Origin of the sequence: Pantoea sp. At-9b, from assembly GCF_000175935.2 — a bacterium.
GTDB lineage: Bacteria > Pseudomonadota > Gammaproteobacteria > Enterobacterales > Enterobacteriaceae > Pantoea.
This window is the reverse complement of sequence record NC_014837.1, coordinates 3,442,568-3,460,126: the sequence shown is the minus strand read 5'-3', so window position 1 is coordinate 3,460,126 and position 17,559 is coordinate 3,442,568. Positions and strand designations below refer to the sequence as shown.

The 17,559-nt window shown below is 56.8% G+C and carries 12 protein-coding genes; 7 read left to right on the top strand and 5 right to left on the bottom strand.

What is annotated here, in order from left to right; genetic code table 11:
- Positions 1-33: 33 nt before the first annotated feature.
- From PAT9B_RS15890 to PAT9B_RS15875, 4 genes are read left to right on the top strand one after another with little or no spacing between them, the layout of a single operon-like run.
- The gene (locus tag PAT9B_RS15890; RefSeq protein WP_013510294.1) at positions 34-1,302 is read left to right on the top strand and encodes an MdtA/MuxA family multidrug efflux RND transporter periplasmic adaptor subunit; all 1,269 of its coding nucleotides are present in this window, start codon (positions 34-36) and stop codon (positions 1,300-1,302) included.
- Positions 1,299-4,523 (top strand): efflux RND transporter permease subunit, encoded by a 3,225-nt coding sequence (locus PAT9B_RS15885; RefSeq protein WP_013510293.1) that lies wholly within the window; start codon positions 1,299-1,301, stop codon positions 4,521-4,523. The genes PAT9B_RS15890 and PAT9B_RS15885 overlap by 4 nt, the downstream gene beginning before the upstream one ends.
- The gene (locus PAT9B_RS15880) at positions 4,520-7,621 is read left to right on the top strand and encodes an efflux RND transporter permease subunit (RefSeq protein WP_013510292.1); all 3,102 of its coding nucleotides are present in this window, start codon (positions 4,520-4,522) and stop codon (positions 7,619-7,621) included. Before PAT9B_RS15885 ends, PAT9B_RS15880 begins: the two co-directional genes overlap by 4 nt.
- Before the next feature lie 3 nt (positions 7,622-7,624).
- Complete coding sequence (locus PAT9B_RS15875) at positions 7,625-9,031, top strand: efflux transporter outer membrane subunit (RefSeq protein WP_013510291.1); 1,407 nt, start codon at positions 7,625-7,627, stop codon at positions 9,029-9,031.
- A 213-nt stretch (positions 9,032-9,244) separates the two neighbouring features.
- Here the strand turns inward: PAT9B_RS15875 and PAT9B_RS30970 are convergent, their stop codons facing one another.
- Positions 9,245-9,511 carry a hypothetical protein gene (locus PAT9B_RS30970; protein WP_041525841.1) on the bottom strand — a complete coding sequence of 89 codons (267 nt, stop codon included), beginning with the start codon at positions 9,509-9,511 and terminating at the stop codon, positions 9,245-9,247.
- A gap of 375 nt (positions 9,512-9,886) precedes the next feature.
- Here PAT9B_RS30970 and aas point away from each other — a divergent pair, with 375 nt between their 5' ends.
- Positions 9,887-12,037, top strand: coding sequence for a bifunctional acyl-ACP--phospholipid O-acyltransferase/long-chain-fatty-acid--ACP ligase (gene aas, locus PAT9B_RS15865; RefSeq protein WP_013510290.1), 2,151 nt, complete (start codon positions 9,887-9,889; stop codon positions 12,035-12,037).
- Positions 12,034-13,224 carry a lysophospholipid transporter LplT gene (lplT, locus tag PAT9B_RS15860; protein ID WP_013510289.1) on the top strand — a complete coding sequence of 397 codons (1,191 nt, stop codon included), beginning with the start codon at positions 12,034-12,036 and terminating at the stop codon, positions 13,222-13,224. The genes aas and lplT overlap by 4 nt, the downstream gene beginning before the upstream one ends.
- Before the next feature lie 80 nt (positions 13,225-13,304).
- Here lplT and PAT9B_RS15855 read toward each other — a convergent pair whose 3' ends face one another.
- The 4 genes from PAT9B_RS15855 to mutH all read right to left on the bottom strand — a co-directional run bounded on the left by PAT9B_RS15855 (position 13,305) and on the right by mutH (position 16,344).
- On the bottom strand, positions 13,305-14,345 hold the full coding sequence (locus tag PAT9B_RS15855; RefSeq protein ID WP_013510288.1) for an NADP(H)-dependent aldo-keto reductase: 1,041 nt from the start codon (positions 14,343-14,345) through the stop codon (positions 13,305-13,307).
- A 143-nt stretch (positions 14,346-14,488) separates the two neighbouring features.
- The gene (locus PAT9B_RS15850) at positions 14,489-14,707 is read right to left on the bottom strand and encodes a YgdI/YgdR family lipoprotein (protein ID WP_013510287.1); all 219 of its coding nucleotides are present in this window, start codon (positions 14,705-14,707) and stop codon (positions 14,489-14,491) included.
- Between the two features lie 119 nt (positions 14,708-14,826).
- A complete protein-coding gene (locus PAT9B_RS15845; RefSeq protein ID WP_013510286.1) occupies positions 14,827-15,537 on the bottom strand; it encodes a TerC family protein in 711 nt (236 codons plus the stop codon).
- Between the two features lie 120 nt (positions 15,538-15,657).
- Entirely contained in the window at positions 15,658-16,344 is a 687-nt protein-coding gene (mutH, locus tag PAT9B_RS15840) for a DNA mismatch repair endonuclease MutH (RefSeq protein ID WP_013510285.1), read from the bottom strand.
- A 684-nt stretch (positions 16,345-17,028) separates the two neighbouring features.
- On the opposite strand from mutH, the gene rppH reads away from it, so the two are divergent.
- A complete protein-coding gene (gene rppH, locus PAT9B_RS15835; RefSeq protein WP_013510283.1) occupies positions 17,029-17,556 on the top strand; it encodes an RNA pyrophosphohydrolase in 528 nt (175 codons plus the stop codon).
- Positions 17,557-17,559: the final 3 nt, after the last annotated feature.

Below are 17,559 nucleotides of genomic sequence, written 5' to 3'. Positions count from 1 at the left end.
GGATTTTCCATTTATCTGAGACCCAATAACTCAATGAAGACCAACGCACCTCGCTCCGCTTTCTCTCGCTGGCTGAAATGGCTGCTTCTGTTAGTTGTGCTGTTAATTGTCGCTGGCGTGATCTGGCGCGTAGTCGGTGGTCGCGGTGGGATGCCACCGGGCGGGATGCCTCCCGGTGGCGCACCCGGTGGTTCACATGCTGGCCGTGGCGGTCATCGTCCGGCAGGTGGCCCGCCGGGCATGGCCATGATGATGGGCGGTGCGACCCTGGTGCACAGCGGCGTCGCCAGCACGGCGGATGTACCGGTCTACCTCAATGCGTTGGGTACGGTGATCCCTAACGCCAGCGTAACCGTCACCAGCCGGGTGGCCGGTCAGCTGGAAAAAGTTTACTTCACCGAAGGACAAAAAGTGGCGGCGGGCCAGCTGTTGGCGCAGATCGACCCGCGCAGCTATCAGGCGACGCTGGCGCAATATCAGGGCGATCTGGCCCAGAACCAGGCATTGCTGAAAAGTGCACAACTGACCCTGACGCGTTACCAGAAACTCTACGCCCAGGATTCTTTGGCGCGCCAGGACCTTGATACGCAGACCGCGACGGTTGGTCAGTATCGTGGCGCGGTTGCGGCTGATGAAGCGCAGATCGCCAGTGCCAAACTGGATATCGAATATTCACGTATCACCTCACCGGTCAGTGGTCGCGTTGGCTTACGTCTGGTCGATCCCGGTAATATGATCCAGACCACCGACACCACCGGCATCGTGGTGGTGACGCAGATGCAACCGGCAGCGGTCACCTTCAGCGTGCCGCAAAGCAACATTCCGCAACTGACTAAAGCGCTGCACAACGACCAGAGCCTGCCAGCAACGGCGTTTGATCAGGACAACACTACGGTGCTGGCACAGGGTGTGGTGCGCTACATCGGTAACCAGATCGACACCAGCACCGGCACCATCGAACTGAAAGCCAGCTTCCCGAACGAAGACGAATCGCTGTTTGCTAACCAGTTCGTTAACCTGCGTTTGCAAACCGATACGCTGAAAAATGCCACGGTGATCCCGGCGCAGGCGTTGCAGTTGAGCAGCGATGGCAGCTTTGTCTTCGTCATCAACAAAGACGATACCGTGACGCGTAAAGCGGTCACCACCGGCCCGACCTTCGGAGAAGATCAGCAGGCGATCCTGAAAGGCGTCGAGCCGGGCGATCGTCTGGTGACGGAAGGCATCGATCGCCTGACTGACGGCAGTAAAGTGACGCTGGCCGATGAGAGCAAACCGACTGCGACCACCGAGGCCAAATGAACCCGTCACGCCTGTTTATCCAGCGACCGGTCGCCACCATCTTGTTGATGGTCGGCGTGCTGATCTCTGGCATCTTTGCTTATAAGTTTCTCTCGACCTCGGCGCTGCCGCAGGTGGATTATCCGACCATTCAGGTCACCACGCTGTATCCGGGGGCCAGCCCGGATGTGATGGCTTCTTCCGTCACCTCGCCGCTGGAACGCCAACTGGGGCAGATGGCGGGCCTGAGTCAGATGACCTCCACCAGCTCTGGTGGCTCGTCGATCATTACCCTGAAGTTCAGCCTCGATTTGTCGCTGGACGTGGCCGAGCAGGAAGTGCAGGCGGCAATTAACGCCGCAAACAATCTGCTGCCCAGTGATTTGCCCAATCCGCCAACCTATAAAAAGGTCAACCCGGCAGACAGCGCGGTGATCACTCTGGCGGCCAGCTCGGACACGTTGCCGCTGACTCAGGTGCAGGATCTGGTGAATACGCGCGTAGCGTTGAAACTGTCGCAGATCTCCGGCGTCGGTATGGTGACGCTGGCGGGGGGCCATCAACCGGCCATCCGCGTGCAGATGGACCCGAAAGCACTGGCGGCGCATAACCTGACGCTGGAAGACGTCAACACTCTGATCAGCAACGGTAACGTTAACGGATCGAAAGGGGGCTTCGATGGCAAATATCACTCCGTTACCATCGATGCCAACGACCAGCTGCGTACCGCCGAAGAGTACGGCAACCTGATTATCACGTACCAAAACGGTGCCGCGCTGCGTCTGAAAGATATCGCCCATATCGAACAGGGGCCGGAAAACAGCTTCCAGTCGGCGTGGGCCAACAACAGCCCGGCGATTGTGATCAGCGTGCAGCGCCAGCCGGGGGCGAACGTCATCCAGGTGGTGGATGCCATCAAAGCCAAGCTGCCGACCTTGCAGGCGGCATTACCGGATGGCGTGAAGATGAGCATCCTGTCGGACCGTACACAAACCATTCGCGCCTCGATCAGCGACGTGCAGTTTGAGTTGATGCTGTCGGTGGCGCTGGTGGTGATGGTGACCTTCCTGTTCCTGCGCAACATCGCGGCGACGCTGATCCCCAGCGTGGCAGTACCGTTGTCGTTGATCGGTACCTTTGGCGTAATGTATCTGGCTGATTTCAGTCTGAATAACCTGTCGCTGATGGCGCTGACCATCGCCACCGGTTTCGTGATTGACGATGCCATCGTGGTGGTGGAAAACATTTCACGACGGCTGGAAGAGGGCGAGACGCCGATGCAGGCAGCCCTGAAAGGATCGCAGCAGATCGGCTTCACCATTATCTCGCTGACCTTCTCGCTGATTGCGGTGCTGATCCCGTTGCTGTTTATGGGCGATGTGGTAGGGCGTCTGTTCCGTGAATTTGCCATCACCCTCGCGGTGTCGATCTTGGTTTCGATGCTGGTGTCGCTGACGCTGACACCGATGCTGTGCGCGTATCTGTTACAGCATATTCCGCCGGAAAAACAGTCACGCTTTTCCCGCAAAGGCGGCGAGTTCTTTGACAAGCTGATTCGCGGTTACGACCGCATGCTGACCATTGTCCTGAATCACCAGAAACTGACGTTACTGGTGGCGCTGGCGACGTTCGCGCTCACGGCGTTGTTGTATCTCGTCATTCCAAAAGGTTTTTTCCCGACACAGGATACCGGCCTGATTCAGGGGGTGACCATCGCCTCGCAGGATGTGTCGTTTAATGAGATGTCGAAACGTCAGCAGGCGCTGGCGCAGGTAATTCTGCAAAATCCTTCGGTGGAGAGCCTCTCCTCTACCATTGGCATCGATGGCACCAATACCAGCCTCAACAGCGGCAGCATCCAGATCAACCTTAAACCGTTTGGCGAGCGTGATGATAAAGCCGACGTGGTGATCAAGCAGCTGCAACAGGCCGCCGCGCAGGTGACGGGCATCCAGCTTTATCTGCAACCGGCGCAGGATCTGACCGTCAACGATCAGGTCACACCGAATCAGTATCAGTTCACTCTCGACGATGCAGACAGCGAAAACCTGGTGAAATGGACGCCACAACTGGTTGCCGCGTTACAGAAACGCCCGGAATTTAACGGCGTGGTGAGCAACTTGCAGGATCAGGGTCGTGTGGCCTACGTGGAGCTGAACCGCGACAAAGCTGCGCGCTATGGCATCACGGCCTCCGATGTCGATACTGCGCTGTATAACAGCTTTGGTCAGCGTCTGGTTTCCACCATCTTTACCCAGGCAAACCAGTATCGCGTGGTGCTGGAAGTGGCACCGAATTTCCAGCAATCGCCGGCTTCGTTCGACGATGTCTATCTGCCCTCGACCACCAGCAGTAGCGATAGCAGCACCAGCAGCACGACCTCGTCGTCCAGCAGTACCAGTTCAAGCTCCAGCTCCAGTTCCACCAGCAGTAGCTCCAGCAGCACTGATTCAACCAGCAGCACCACCGGCATGGTGAAACTGACCTCGATCGCCACCATTCATCAGCGCACCGGTTCACTGATGCATATGCGCCTCAACCAGTTCCCGGCAGTGATGGTGTCGTTTAACCTCAACAGCGACTATTCGCTGGAGGATGCGCAGAAAGCCATTACCGAAGTGACGCAACAGCTGAATCTACCGTCGAGCATTACGCTGCGCTATCAGGGTGAGACCTCGGCCTTCCAGAGCGCCACCAGCAATACGCTGTGGCTGATTCTGGCGGCACTGATCACCATGTATGTGGTGCTGGGTATTCTGTACGAAAGCTTTATCCATCCGGTAACCATTCTCTCCACGCTGCCGTCAGCCGCCGTCGGGGCGCTGTTGACGCTGCTGCTGGCGGGCAGCGAGTTCAGCCTGATTGCGCTGATCGGGGTGATCCTGTTGATCGGTATCGTGAAGAAGAACGCGATTATGATGATCGACTTTGCGCTGGAAGCGGAAAACAAAGAGGGGATGAGTCCACGCGACGCCATCCATCAGGCGTGTTTGTTGCGTTTCCGCCCGATTCTGATGACCACCATGGCCGCGCTGCTCGGTGCGCTGCCGCTGATGCTGGCCTCGGGTTCCGGCGCGGAACTGCGCCAGCCACTCGGTCTGGTGATTGTCGGCGGATTGATCGTCAGCCAGGTGCTGACGCTGTTCTCCACGCCGGTCATCTATCTGTGGTTTGATGGCTGGGCGCAACGCGGTAAGCGTTTCGTGCAACGCAAACAGCAGCAGGCGCGAGGCGAGCAATGAATTTGACGCGGCTGTTTATCTTCCGCCCGGTCACCACCTTACTGCTGACGCTGTCGATCATGCTGCTCGGCCTGTTGGGCTACCGGTTATTGCCGGTAGCACCACTGCCGCAGGTGGATTTCCCGACCATTATGGTCAGCGCCAGTCTGGCCGGTGCCAGCCCGGAAACCATGGCGGCCACGGTGGCCACCCCGCTGGAACGCTCGCTTGGTCAGATCGCCGGGATCACCGAGATGACCTCCAGCAGCTCGCAGGGCTCCAGTACCATTATTTTGCAGTTTGAACTGGACCGCGATATCAACGGCGCGGCGCGTGATGTGCAGGCGGCGATCAACGCAGCGCGCAGTCTGCTGCCCAGCTCCATGGAATCGCTGCCAACCTATCGCAAGGCCAACCCGTCGGATGCGCCGATTGTGATGCTGGCGCTGGTGTCGGCTACCCGCACCCCGGGCGAACTCTACGATCTGGCTGAGAGCAAGATCGAGCAGGCGGTAAGCCAGGTGCAGGGTGTCGGTGAAGTCTCGCTGATGGGCAGTGCGCTGCCTGCGGTGCGTATCGATCTGCAACCGCAGAAGCTGACGCAGTACGGTATCTCGCTCGATACGGTACGGACCGCGATTGCCGACAGCACCACCAACCTGCCGAAAGGTATCCTGCAAGGCAATAGCCAATCCTGGGTGGTGGACAGCAATGGCCAGTTGGACAAGGCGGCGCAGTACCGCAATCTGATCGTCACCTATAAAGACGGCAAAGCGGTGCGCCTGCATGATGTCGCGACCGTCTATGACTCGATTGAAGACAAGTACCAGGCCGGTTTCCTGAACGCCACTCCGTCGGTGATGGTGGGGATTAAGCGCCAGGCCGGTGCCAACATGCTCGACACGATCGATGCCATCAAGGCCCAGTTGCCGGAGCTGGAAAAAGATCTGCCTGCCGATACCCAGTTGAAGGTGGTGGTTGACCGTTCACCGACGGTGCGCGAATCCCTGTACGACACGGAAGAAACATTGCTGATTGCCGTGATGCTGGTGATTGCGGTGGTGTTTATCTTCCTGCGCAACGTGCAGGCGGTGGTGATCCCGGCGCTGGCACTGCCGGTGTCACTGATTGGCACCTGTGCGGTGATGTATTTGCTTGGCTACAGCCTCGATAACCTGTCGCTGATGGCGCTGATTATCTCCACCGGCTTTGTGGTCGATGATGCGATTGTGGTGTTGGAAAACATCACCCGCCATATTGAAGAAGGGCTTAGCCCGCTGCGTGCCGCCTTACGTGGCGCGCAGGAAGTGAGTTTTACCGTGCTGTCGATGACCATGTCGTTGATTGCGGTGTTTATCCCTATCTTGCTGATGGGCAGTATTGTCGGGCGTCTGTTCCGCGAGTTTGCGGTGACGTTGACCATCTCGTTGCTGATCTCCATGTTTGTCTCGCTCAGCCTGACGCCGATGTTGTGCGCGCGTCTGCTGAAGGCCAAACCGAAAGTCACCAAACGTCCGCACCCGGTGTATCAGTTCATTGAAAACCAGCTCAATGCGCTGTTGGCCGCCTATTCGCGCGGTCTGGCGTGGGTGATGGCGCACCAGAAAATTACCATGCTCAGCCTGGTGTTGACCGTGTTGCTCAATCTGTTCCTCTATTCGGTGGTGCAGAAAGGCTTCTTCCCCAACCAGGATACCGGCCTGCTGATGGGCGCGTTGCGTGCTGACCAGAACATCTCCTTCCAGGCGATGAAACCGAAGATGCTGGAGTTCACCAAGATCATCCAGTCCGATCCGGCGGTGGAAAGCGTGATGTCGTCGATGGGCAGCGGCATGTTTGGCTCGCGCAACAGCGCTAACTTCTTTGTGCGCCTGAAAGATTTTGACCAGCGTAGCGCGACCGCGACCGAAGTGGCTAACCGTCTGAGCATGAAAACCAGCCACATTGCCGGTGGACAACTGTTCCTGATGGCCGCGCAGGATCTGCACATCGGGGGGCGTAGCGCCAACGCCACCTATCAATACAGCTTACAAGCCGACGACCTGGATGTGCTGCGTACCTGGACCCCCAAAGTGCAGGCGGCGCTGGCGGCGATCCCACAGTTGAATAGCGTGGATTCTGACTCGCAAACCGGCGGTCAGGAAGTGGTGATCAATATCGATCGCGATCGGGCGAAGATGCTGGGCGTTAACGTGCAGATGATCGACACCATGCTGAATAACTCCTTTAGCCAGCGCCAGATCGCCACGCTGTACCACACGCTCAACCAATACCATGTGGTGATGTCGTTGCAGGACAGCTACACCCGCGATCCGGATATTCTGAAGGCGTTATTTGTGGTGAATGACAGCGGCGATCGTGTGCCGCTCTCGGCATTCGCCACCTTTAAAGGCGGCAACGCGCCACTGTCGGTGGCACATCAGGGGCAGTCAGCCACCAGCACCATCGCATTTAACCTGAATGATGGTGTCTCGCTGGAACAGGCGCAGGCGCTGATCAAACAGGCGATGGCAAAACTGGGACTGCCTTCCAATATTCAGGCGGGCTTTGCCGGAACAGCGGCTGCCTTTGCCCAGCTGACGGCCACCATGCCGTGGTTGATTCTGGCGGCACTGGCGGCGGTGTATATCGTGCTGGGCGTGTTGTATGAAAGCTACATCCACCCGATCACCATCCTCTCCACGCTGCCTTCGGCGGGAGTCGGTGCGCTGTTGCTGCTGTTGCTGACCAATACGCAGCTGACGGTGATTGCGCTGATCGGCATTATCCTGTTGATCGGTATCGTGAAAAAGAACGCGATTATGATGATCGACTTTGCCATCGACGCAGAGCGCCGCCTTGGGTTAACGCCGCAACAGGCGATCACCCAAGCCTGTCTGATGCGTTTCCGCCCGATCATGATGACCACCCTGGCGGCATTCTTTGGTGCATTGCCACTGGCGCTGGGCAGTGGCGGTGACGCCGATCTGCGCAGTCCGCTCGGTCTGGCGATTGCCGGTGGTCTGGCGCTTAGCCAACTGCTTACCCTGTTTACCACGCCGGTTGTTTATCTCTGGCTCGATAGTCTGAGCCGCGCCACGAAACGTCAGTGGCGGCGGTTGCGTCATGCGGAATCCTGATCCATGAAAATGTCGTTACCTATTACCCCGATCGTTATGGCGCTGCTGCTGGCAGGCTGTACCGTTGGCCCTGATTATCAGCGTCCAACGATGGCGATGCCGACCCATTTTAAAGAGGCCAAAGGCTGGACGCAGGCCACGCCACAGGATGATAAGAGCAAAGGTGAATGGTGGTCGGTCTACCACGATGCCACGCTCGACAGCCTGCTGCGTCAGGTCAGCATTTCCAACCAGAACGTTGCCAACTATGCGGCGCAATATCGCGAAGCCCAGGCGTTGGCGGGGCAGTCACGCGCGGAATTGTTCCCCTCCGTCAGCTATGACGCCAGCAGCACCCGCAGTGGCAGCCGTGCCAGCACCACCGGCCAACGCAGCGTCAGCAACAGCCATCAGGCTGAACTGAGCGCCAGTTGGGAGCTGGATCTGTGGGGCAAGCTGCGCCGCACGCTGGAAGAGAACAAGGCCAGCGCCCAAGCAAGTGCTGCCGAACTGGCGAATATCACCCTTAGCGCGCAGTCAGAACTGGCGCAGGACTATTTCCAGTTACGCATCATGGATGAAAAAATCGCGCTGTATCAGCGCAGCGTTGATGCCTACCAGCGCTATCTGACGGTGATTCAGAACAAATATCAGGCGGGCAGTGAATCGCGTGCCACCCTGGCGCAGGCCCAGATGCAGCTGGAGAGCGCCCGCGCCTCGGCGCAGGACTACCAGTGGCAGCGCGCCCAACTGGAGCACGCGATTGCGTTACTGATGGGGCGTGCGCCAGCAGATTTCTCGCTGCCGGTGGCGAAGCTGGAGGCCACCTTACCGGATATCCCCAACAGCGTTCCATCCCAGTTGTTGCAACGCCGCCCGGATATTGCCTATGCCGAACGTAACGTGGCGGCAGCCAATGCCGCAGTGGGCGTGGCGATTGCCGGTTACTACCCGGATCTGACGCTGAGCGCCAGCGGCGGCGTCAGTTCGTCGACCTTCAGCAATCTGTTCTCGCTGCCGAATCGTGTCTGGTCGCTTGGCCCAGAACTGAGTGGCACCTTGTTGGACTTCGGCGCGACCTCGGCAAAAGTGGAGCAGGCGAGGGCTTCTTACGACGCCAGCGTCGCCAGCTATCGCCAGGCGGTGCTGGAAGGGATGCAGGAGGTGGAAGATTATCTGGTTGAGCTGAACACGCTGAAAGGCGAATTGGTTTCACTGCAACTGTCTACTGCTGCGGCACAGGAATCGGCACGCGTGACGCGGAATCAGTATGAGGCGGGGATGATTGATTATCTCGACGTGGCGACCACCGAAAACACCAGCCTGAGTGAGCAGCAGAGCCTGCTGACGACGCAAAGCACCCAATGGGTGACCAGTGTTGAGTTGATTGCCGCGCTGGGCGGTGGCTGGCAGGCGGATAATTCGCATTAATATGCGTTCGCACTGAGGTGGGTTCGTTCGCTCTGAGGTGGTTTCGTTCGCACTGAGGTGGTTTCGTTCGCACTGAGCGGGTTTCGTTCGCCTCAGGCTGATGCAGTTGCAGTTCGCCGGTGCGGCGACCGAGCAAAGGGTGCCTGGCCGCACCCTTTGCAATCCCGGGCCTCGCGCCAGCCTCCCTCGCCGCTGCGCGGTGCCTTCGCTCTTTCACGCTGCCGACGGACCGGCGTCGATTCGCTCCTGCTCAACGCCGCCTTTCGCCGCATCCATGCGGCTCATCCTGGCAGCCTTCATTCGCTCAGCGAGTCCGGATGGCGCCCCACCCCCCGCTGCAAAACCTGTGCTTTTCAGTGCCTTTCTTTTTGCTTTCCGTTTTTTATTTTTTATTTTTTGTTTTTTCTGCGGTCTTTCAGGCGGTGGGGTGGGCGGCATCCGCAGCGCCGAGCGCAGAGGGAAGGCCAGGGCGAGCCGCATGGATGCGGCGAGAGAGCGGAATGAGCCATGGATGGCGAATCCGCGCGGTCCGTATGGCCTGAGTGATAAGCGAGGGGACAGCGCTATGCGCTGCGCGAGGACGCCGCAGGGCGCGGATTGTTAAGGCCCGCGCCTTCGGGCCTTAACCCGTCCGCCTGCACGTTACAACTGAAACTCCCCAATGCCTGGCGGGCGGAACCTTCTCGGTGTTAAACCGCTGCCATCAGCGGGCGGAACCTTCTCAGGACTAAACCGCTGCTGGCAGACAAAACGATTTATCGTGCAGCCCCGCGCGATAAATCGCACCGCCACTTGTCGAAAATCCCTGAATCCTGCATCGTAGGGGCCATTTTTAACGACTGCTAAGGAGCTGGCATGTTATTCACCTGTCTGCGTTTCCTCTGCCGCCTGTTATGGCGCGTCGAGCTGCGCGGTGATCTGACGGTACTGAACAAACCCAAGGTGTTGATCACCCCGAACCACATGTCATTTCTTGATGGCGTGCTGGTGGCACTGTTTCTGCCGATCAAACCGGTGTTCGCCGTTTATTCATCGATCAGCGATCAATGGTTTATGCGTATTCTGAAGCCGCTCATCGACTTCGTACCGCTTGACCCAACCAAACCGATGTCGATTAAACATCTGGTGCGCCTGATCAACGAAGGCCGCCCGGTAGTGATTTTTCCTGAAGGGCGGATCACCGTCACCGGATCGCTGATGAAAATCTACAGCGGTGCCGGGTTTGTGGCCGCGAAATCGGGGGCCACCGTGGTGCCGATGCGTATCGAAGGCGCGGAATATACCCCGTTTGGCCGCCTGGCGGGCGTGTTCAAACGCCGCCTGTTTCCGCGTATCACCCTGAGCGTATTACCCGCTACCGTGATCCCGATGCCGGAAGCCAAACGCGCGCGTGACCGGCGTATTCTGGCTGGCGAGCACTTACATCATGTGATGATGGAAGCGCGTATGGCCGTGCGGCCACGGGAAACGCTGTTTGAGGCATTCCTCCATGCTCGTACCCGCTATGGCCTGTTTAAGCCGTGCATCGAGGACATCAACTTTAAAACCGACAGCTACACCGGACTGCTGAAAAAAGCACTCGGCGTGGGACGTATCCTCGAACGTTACAGCCACCAGGGCGAATATGTCGGTCTGCTGCTGCCGAATGCCACGGTGACGGCGGCAGCCATTCTGGGGGCGTCATTGCGTGGGCGCATCCCGGCCATGCTCAACTACACCGCCGGGGTTAACGGGATGCGCGCAGCGTTGACCGCCTCACAGGTAAAAACGGTGTTCACCTCGCGCCAGTTCCTTGATAAAGGCAATCTGTGGCATCTGCCTGAAGGTTTGACGGATGTGCAGTGGATCTTCCTTGAAGATCTGCGTTCGACCGTCACCACTAAAGATAAATTGTGGATTCTCAGCCATCTGCTGATGCCGCGCCGTGCGCTGGTGGCGCAGAAGCCAGAAGATGCCGCAATGGTGCTGTTTACCTCCGGCTCGGAAGGCAACCCCAAAGGCGTGGTGCACTCGCATAAAAGCTTGCTGGCGAATGTTGAACAGATTCGTACCGTCGCCGATTTCACCCCGCGTGACCGCTTTATGTCAGCGTTGCCGCTGTTTCATGCCTTTGGTTTGACCGTAGGATTATTCACCCCGCTGTTGACCGGTGCCCAGGTATTCCTCTACCCCAGCCCGCTGCATTATCGCGTGGTGCCAGAATTGGTCTATGACCGCAACTGCACCGTGCTGTTTGGCACCTCCACCTTCCTCGGCAACTATGCTCGCTTTGCCAGTCCGTATGATTTTGCCCGCCTGCGTTACGTGGTGGCAGGTGCGGAAAAATTGCAGGAAGGGACGCGTCAGATCTACATGGAGAAATACGGCATCCGTATTCTCGAAGGTTACGGTGTGACCGAATGTGCACCGGTGGTGGCGATTAACGTGCCGATGGCGGCGAAATCACATACCGTTGGCCGTATCCTGCCGGGGATGGACTCGCGCCTGATTTCGGTGCCAGGCATTGAGCAGGGCGGCCGCCTGCAATTGCGTGGGCCGAACGTGATGAACGGCTATCTGCGCGTGGAAAATCCCGGTGTGCTGGAGCTGCCGGTGGCTGATAACGGTGAAGGCGAAATGGAAGCAGGCTGGTATGACACCGGCGATATTGTCAGCTTTGATGAGGGCGGTTTCTGCCAGATTCAGGGGCGTGCCAAACGCTTCGCGAAAATTGCCGGGGAGATGGTCTCGCTGGAAATCGTCGAACAGATTGCGCTGAAAGCTTCACCGGAAAAACAACATGCCGCGTCATTACGACCTGATGGCAACCGTGGTGAAGCGTTGGTGCTGTTCACGACCGACAGCGATCTGGACCGTGAGATGCTCAGGATGGCGGCACGTGAATTGGGTGCGCCGGAACTGGCGTTGCCGCGCGATATCCGCGTACTGAAACCATTGCCGATACTTGGCAGCGGTAAACCTGACTATGTCAGCCTGAAAAAACTGGCCGAAGAGGAACAGGCATGAGCCAGGCAGTAAACCCGGATGCGCCGCTGTTGTCGCGTGGCATGATGGCGGTGATTGTGGCGCAGTTTCTCTCGGCATTTGGCGACAATGCCTTGCTGTTCGCCACGCTGGCCGTGCTGAAAAACCAGTTCTATCCCGACTGGAGCCAGCCAATTCTGCAAATGCTGTTTGTAGCCACTTACATTCTGCTCGCCCCTTTTGTCGGACAGATGGCAGACAGTTTTGCCAAAGGTCGCGTGATGATGTTCGCCAACAGCCTGAAGCTGCTGGGGGCGTTGATTATCTGTTTTGGTTACAACCCATTCCTGGGTTACACCCTGGTGGGGGTCGGTGCGGCGGCTTACTCCCCGGCTAAATATGGCATCCTCGGCGAAATCACCCGGGGGGATAAGTTAGTTAAGGCGAACGGGCTGATGGAAGGATCGACCATCGCGGCGATCCTGTTAGGTTCCGTGGCGGGCGGCATTCTGGCTGACTGGCACTTGCTGGCAGCCTTGGCGGTGTGTGCACTTACTTACGGTCTGGCTGTTGTCGCAAACCTGTTTATCCCACGCCTGCTGGCGGCGCGTCCTGGTCAGAGCTGGCACTTTGGCATGATGTTGCGCAGTTTTACCCAGGCAACCCTGTTGCTATGGCGCAACGGTGAAACCCGTTTCTCATTGATGGGGACCAGCCTGTTTTGGGGCGCAGGAGTGACGCTGCGTTTTCTGCTGGTGCTGTGGGTGCCGGTGGCGCTGGGTATCAGCGATAACAAAACCCCGACCACGCTGAATGCAATGGTAGCGATCGGTATTGTGATCGGTGCTGCTGCGGCCGCGAAGCTGGTGACGCTGCAAACGGTGCGCCGCTGCATGCCTGCCGGGGTATTGATTGGCGTAATGGTGGTGGTGTTTTCCCTGCAACACAGCTTGCTGCATGCCTACCTGATTCTGATGCTGATTGGGGCGCTGGGGGGCTTCTTTGTGGTACCGCTCAATGCGTTGCTACAGGAACGCGGCAAAGCCACTGTGGGAGCGGGCAATGCCATTGCCGTGCAGAACCTCGGTGAAAACACCGCCATGTTGTTGATGCTGGGGTTGTATACCCTGGCGATTAAGCTGGGCGCACCGGCGGTGGCAACCGGCGTCGGTTTCGGGGCGATATTTGCGCTGGCTATTGCCGTACTGTGGTGGAAAGGGCGGCGCTAGCCGCGCGATAAATCGCGCCGCTACGGATGATGGTTTTCTTTGTAGCGGCGCAATTTATTGCGCGATGTTGAGTTTGCGTCTCAAGGCGCCGGGTAAGTAAACTGGCGGTGAATCGCCTCGATACCTTCCAGCACGTCTGCATTCAGTGTCAGATTAAAACTCTCAACATCCGTCTTCAGCTGTTCCAGCGTGGTCGCACCCAGCAGGGTGCTGGCCACAAACGGTTGCTGACGCACATACGCCAGCGCCATCTGCGACGGATCGAGATTGTGCTGCTTCGCCAGCGCGACATACGCCGCTACCGCCTGCTGCGATTGCTCACCGCTGTAGCGGGTAAAACGGCTGAACAGGGTATTACGCGCGCCAGCAGGTTGGGCACCGTTCAGATACTTGCCACTTAACGTGCCAAACGCCAGGCTGGAGTAGGCCAGCAGCTCCACGCCTTCATGCTGGCTGATTTCCGCCAGACCCACTTCGAAGCTGCGGTTCAGCAGGCTGTAAGGGTTCTGAATGGTGACGATGCGCGGCAGCTCATGTTTTTCCGCCAGTTGCAGATAACGCATCACACCCCATGCGGTTTCGTTCGAGACGCCGATATAGCGAATCTTGCCCGCACGAACCTGCTCGGTCAGGGCTTCCAGCGTTTCCAGCAAGGTGACCGGTACGGTCGATTCCGTATATTGATAACCCAGCTTGCCAAAGAAATTGGTCTGGCGCTGCGGCCAGTGCAGCTGGTAGAGATCGAGATAGTCGGTATTCAGTCGCTTCAGGCTGGCTTCCAGCGCTTCACGGATATTTTTACGATCCAGTGCCTGGTTGGGACGAATCGAGGCATCAGCGCCACGTACCGGGCCTGCCACTTTACTGGCGAGGATGATCTTGTCACGGCTGCCGCGCTTTTTCAGCCAGCTGCCAATATATTGTTCAGTTAATCCCTGAGTTTCCGGGCGCGGCGGCACCGGATACATTTCAGCAGTATCAATCAGGTTGATGCCCTGGCTGACCGCATAATCCAGTTGCGCATGAGCATCGGCTTCGCTGTTCTGCTCACCAAACGTCATGGTTCCCAACCCCAGCTGACTCACTTCCAGCGTGCTATGGGGGATACGGTGATAGTGCATTGCCGGCTTCCTTTTTTCATTATGGAATGGAATGTTGTGTCCTGTGGGACTATAGCGCGTGAAACGGCGCGGAAGGAAGAGGGGAAAGTTCGGGAAATCGCCTGCACAGCTGGAAAAATACCGCAGGCGATCAAATTTGGCACTTAACGCTCAATGATGGTGGAGACCTCGTCACCATTGATTTGCATCTCATGGCCTTTTTCGTCGGTGTACTGCACCAGGCCGGTATCTTTATCAATGGCCGGTTTGCCTTCCGTCATAATCATGCGGCCATCTTTGGTCGCCATCACGTAATCACTGCTGCAACCGCTTAAAACCAACGCCGCCAGCACTAACCCCATTACACTTACCAACCCTTTCATTCGCCACTCTCCCTTACACAGCATCAACAGCAAAAGTGTAGTAATAAATGTTTTAGGCGTTGGAGGTAATCGCATGATTCTTAAAATCAGTGGGCGAGCATCACTCGCCCTTGACTTTGTCAGGCCGCGCCTTTCTTGCCGCGCATCAGGTTGAGGCACTCCACCGCCATGGAGAAGAACATGGCAAAATAAATGTAACCTTTTGGTACATGGATGCCAAAACTCTCCAGAATCAGGGTAAAGCCCACCAGAATCAGAAACGCCAGCGCCAGCATTTTTACTGAAGGATGGCGGTCAACAAATTCGCCAATGGTACGTGCGGCAAACATCATCATCAGCACCGCAATCACCACCGCCATCATCATAATGATCAAATGATCCGACAGGCCAACGGCGGTGATCACCGAATCGAGGCTGAAAATAATGTCCAGCAACATAATCTGCACAATGGCACCGAAGAACGAATGTACGTTGGTTTTATGTTCCTCTTCGCCGCCTTCAATCGTTTCATGGATTTCCATGCTTGATTTCCACAGCAAAAACAGGCCGCCGAACAGCAGGATCAAATCACGCGCCGAGAAGGCGTGATCCATCAGGGTGAACAACGGATTGGTCAGACGGGCGACCCAGGCAATGGAGGCCAGTAAGCCAAGGCGCATTAACATGGCCCCCATCAGACCCAGACGGCGAGCGCGATTTTGTTGATGTTTGGGGAGTTTAGCGACCACCAGCGACAGGAAGATAATGTTATCAATGCCCAGAACCACTTCCAGTATGGTTAACGTTCCCAGCGCCAGCCACGCATTGGGATCTGCAATCCAGTCAAACATGTGTAGATTCAATCCTAAACGAATATTAAACGGCGATTATACACGATATCGTTAATGTGCCCGTAGCGGCGCAATTTATCGCGCTGTTCTTCGGCACAACCCGCGCGATAAATCGCGCCGCTACAGCAAAAAATGACGCGCCAACAGTGGCCCGGTGAAGCTTTTCTTGAGATAAAAGCCGCGCGGGAGTGTCATGATTGGCTCGCCGTGCTCACCAATGGCTTCGGTCAACGCTTTGCTGTTGGCCGCCTTCGGACGGATTTGCAGCCAGGCACCGTGACGGGCGGTGATGCGTTCAACCTGGCCGAGCACGATCATATCCATCAGTTCTTCCCAATCCTCGCGCAGTTGTTGTTCTTCCTCGGCATTGGGCTGCCACAGCAGCGGCGAGCCGACACGACGCTCCGCCAGCGGCAAGGCGCGATCGCCCTCAACCGGAATCCACAGCACCCGCGCCAGCTTATGGCGCACGTGGCTGGTTTCCCAGGTGACGCCGCTGTTGCCGGTGAGCGGGGCTACACAGACGAAGGTGGTTTCCAGCGGTTTCCCCTCGGCATCAACCGGAATGGTTTTCAACTCAATGCCGAGATGGGCGAAATCCTGCTCCGCTTTACTGCCCGCGCTGGCACCGAGATGCAGTTCCAGCAGCATGCCCACCCAGCCCTTATCCCGTTTCAGATTGGCAGGCATTGGCAGACCGAGCTGAGCGGCCAGCGCGGCAAAAGTCTGGCCCGCCAGTTGTTGTGCGCGTTGCAGCAATTCCGCTTCGTTTTGCGGTGTTGTCGGGGGAAAAGTCGGGGAACTCATGATGTTGCTCGTATTGGTTAAAAAACATACTGCGTGGCAATGGAAAGGTTGTCCACATTGCACAACCGCTTATCCCGCAGATAATAGCATGATTCAGCGTGCTTTTTTATTTGCCCCCAATCAGCCTGTGTCGCCATACTGGCGGGTTATCCCGGTTTGTTATCGACAATAAACAGGATCTTAAACCCAGTTATCCACAGAAAGATGGGATAACCCCCGCTTTCCTGCACCCCTGTTTCCATTTACAGCCTTGACTTTAGCGATTTGTTGGCTTTTTTTCCCATTTCTGACCAGGTTTAGGGCATTATCTGTGGATAAAAACGACGAAGGTCGATCTTTGACCAGTTCGCTAAAGACGCGTCTGGCAAAGTGAGGGTTTTTGCGTATAAAACTGAGGTTTGATGTTTTAGTTTGCTGAATTTATTGTGTTTTATTATTGTCTGGCCCTATCGAGATAAGACTTTTCCTAAGTGGTTATTCAATTAATTCCCGTGTTCTGCACAAAGCTATCCACAGAAAAGGTGCATAAGATCGCCCGGAAAAGCCCATCGCTGTTTATAACTTGGCTAAACTCTGTGAGTTATCCTGTCATTGTTCCGTCATCTCCCCTGATATCCAGTGGTTTACCGCCTGTAAGGAGTGTGAAACAATCAGACTATTCAAATTTAGCTTTGAGGTAGTCCAGTGATCGATGATGATGGCTACCGCCCGAATGTTGGTATCGTAATCTGTAACAGGCAGGGACAAGTGTTATGGGCCAGGCGCTTTGGACAGCACTCCTGGCAATTTCCTCAGGGAGGCATCAATCCCGGTGAAACCGCAGAACAGGCGATGTATCGCGAACTGTTTGAAGAAGTGGGTTTGCACCGCAAAGATGTTCGAATACTTGCTTCAACCCGTAACTGGTTACGTTACAAATTGCCAAAACGTTTGGTGCGTTGGGACACAAAGCCGGTATGTATCGGCCAGAAACAAAAGTGGTTTCTTCTGCAGTTGATGTGTAGTGACGCGGATATCAATGTGCAACACAGCAGCACGCCAGAGTTCGACGGTTGGCGCTGGGTCAGCTTCTGGTATCCGGTGCGTCAGGTTGTCTCCTTCAAACGTGATGTGTACCGCCGCGTAATGAAGGAATTCGCTGGCGTGGTGATGTCTATGCAGGAGAGTGCGGGGCAGCGTAATGCCGCAGCCCATCGACGTAAAAGAGGATAGGCC

What these genes read in the sequence shown, in the direction of transcription:
- PAT9B_RS15890 (WP_013510294.1), top strand. Translation starts at nt 34, where the DNA reads ATGAAGACCAACGCACCTCGCTCCGCTTTCTCTCGCTGGCTGAAATGG.
- PAT9B_RS15885 (WP_013510293.1), top strand. Translation starts at nt 1,299, where the DNA reads ATGAACCCGTCACGCCTGTTTATCCAGCGACCGGTCGCCACCATCTTG.
- PAT9B_RS15880 (WP_013510292.1), top strand. Translation starts at nt 4,520, where the DNA reads ATGAATTTGACGCGGCTGTTTATCTTCCGCCCGGTCACCACCTTACTG.
- PAT9B_RS15875 (WP_013510291.1), top strand. Translation starts at nt 7,625, where the DNA reads ATGAAAATGTCGTTACCTATTACCCCGATCGTTATGGCGCTGCTGCTG.
- PAT9B_RS30970 (WP_041525841.1), bottom strand. Translation starts at nt 9,511, where the DNA reads ATGCGGCTCGCCCTGGCCTTCCCTCTGCGCTCGGCGCTGCGGATGCCG.
- aas (WP_013510290.1), top strand. Translation starts at nt 9,887, where the DNA reads ATGTTATTCACCTGTCTGCGTTTCCTCTGCCGCCTGTTATGGCGCGTC.
- lplT (WP_013510289.1), top strand. Translation starts at nt 12,034, where the DNA reads ATGAGCCAGGCAGTAAACCCGGATGCGCCGCTGTTGTCGCGTGGCATG.
- PAT9B_RS15855 (WP_013510288.1), bottom strand. Translation starts at nt 14,345, where the DNA reads ATGCACTATCACCGTATCCCCCATAGCACGCTGGAAGTGAGTCAGCTG.
- PAT9B_RS15850 (WP_013510287.1), bottom strand. Translation starts at nt 14,707, where the DNA reads ATGAAAGGGTTGGTAAGTGTAATGGGGTTAGTGCTGGCGGCGTTGGTT.
- PAT9B_RS15845 (WP_013510286.1), bottom strand. Translation starts at nt 15,537, where the DNA reads ATGTTTGACTGGATTGCAGATCCCAATGCGTGGCTGGCGCTGGGAACG.
- mutH (WP_013510285.1), bottom strand. Translation starts at nt 16,344, where the DNA reads ATGAGTTCCCCGACTTTTCCCCCGACAACACCGCAAAACGAAGCGGAA.